Annotated in this window: 1 protein-coding gene; it reads right to left on the reverse strand. The window is 66.5% G+C overall.

The genetic code is table 11. The annotated features are described in order from the left end of the window. Window positions 1-778 (reverse strand): beta-ketoacyl reductase (locus tag A5691_RS12835; protein WP_156734787.1); only part of this gene is annotated, 778 nt, incomplete at both ends.

Consider the following 778-nt stretch of genomic DNA (forward strand, 5'->3'; position numbering starts at 1 on the left):
AATGCACTCCCTGATGAGCCTCACGCTGCAGCGCGCGTTGTCGGACAGTCTCGGTGAATTCCTGCCGGCTTCGGTGAGTTCGTCGTAGACGTCGGAGGCGGGTTCGGCATCCGGTTCGGCGAGTTCGGGCAGCATCGTCGCCAAGTAGTCGGTGAGGCTGTACACGGTCGGGTAGTCGAAGATCACCGAAGCCGGCAGGAATTCACCGAGACTGTCCGACAACGCGCGCTGCAGCGTGACGCTCATCAGGGAGTCCATTCCGAGCTGGAAGAAGCCGATCGAGGGATCCAGCGACTCGCTGGGTGGTAGCCCCATCACCCCGGCCGCCAGCAACCCGACGTGGTCCAGCAGCATGTCGTGGCGGCGTTCGGGCGGGCACTTACTCAGGCCGACGCGCAATTCGCTTGCGGGCATGGCGGTTTCGCCGGGCACCGGAAGCAGGTCGTCGACGATGTGCAGCGCGCCGCGGGTGCGGTAGGCGGCCGCGAGCAGTGGCCAATCCGCTTCTACCACAATGGAATGCACGCCTGCGGCGGGGCTCATGGCCCGCGGCAGAGCGCCGATGGCGACCTCGTCGTTCATGGGCACCAGCCCCGAACCCATGCTGACCTGGCCGAATTGGTGCTCGGCGTCGGACAGGGATTTCCACAGTCCCCAGTTGACCGTCGTCGCCGACAATCCCATCACGTGCCGCGCGTACGCCAGGGCGTCCAGGTAGCCGCTGGTGGCGGTGTAGTGGGCCAGCCACCGCGAACCGGTGAGGCCGGAGATCGGGCAG

This window comes from Mycobacterium sp. E183 (genome assembly GCF_001667735.1).
Taxonomy (GTDB): domain Bacteria; phylum Actinomycetota; class Actinomycetes; order Mycobacteriales; family Mycobacteriaceae; genus Mycobacterium.